Below are 610 nucleotides of genomic sequence, written 5' to 3'. Positions count from 1 at the left end.
CCTTGAAGAGGGCCGCCAGCCAATAGACCGCCTTGCGCTGATACTACTAAACTAGCACGTAAGCCCAATACATCCAGCACGCTTTGACGAAGGTTATCACGCGCTACAGCAAGGTTAGACAGGTTCAAGTAAGCAAGAACGTTCGCATTTGCCGATCGTTGTTCGTCTAGGCTACGTGTGCCGTGGATTGGAAGATCGATAGCAATAACAGCTACGCCAGTTTGCACCATATTAAAAGCAAATGCATACGCGTTTTCTTTCGCTGAGGTGATACCGTGTTGGTAGATCACCACGTCTTTTGCTACACCATTTTGAGGAGTAAACAGTAAGAACTCGACATTTTCTAAAGACTTAACCGCAGGAACAGGAGAGTAACGAGTAATAACTCGCTCACTATCCAGCTGTGTGCCGTCGTTTAAGTACAGTTTCGAGCCTACCAGTTTTAGCTGCTCTGTTGGATCTGTTGCCAGCTTGCTAACGTCTACAGGAGAGCTTGCGAAAACGCCAGAAGAAAGCTGCTGAACCATGTTCGCTTGTTCTGCTGGATCGGTAAGTGCTGCGTTTAGCTTCGCTAGGCTTGGCATCGCAGACACCATCGGTTGCATGTTCC

The 610-nt window shown here is 48.2% G+C and carries 1 pseudogene; it reads right to left on the bottom strand.

Annotation, left to right across the window (positions count from 1 at the left end):
• Positions 1 to 610 (bottom strand): annotated as a pseudogene (locus R7R24_RS28375) (lipase); the annotation flags it as partial.

This window comes from Vibrio sp. 704 (genome assembly GCF_033339295.1).
This window is presented reverse-complemented; position numbering and strand designations above follow the sequence as displayed.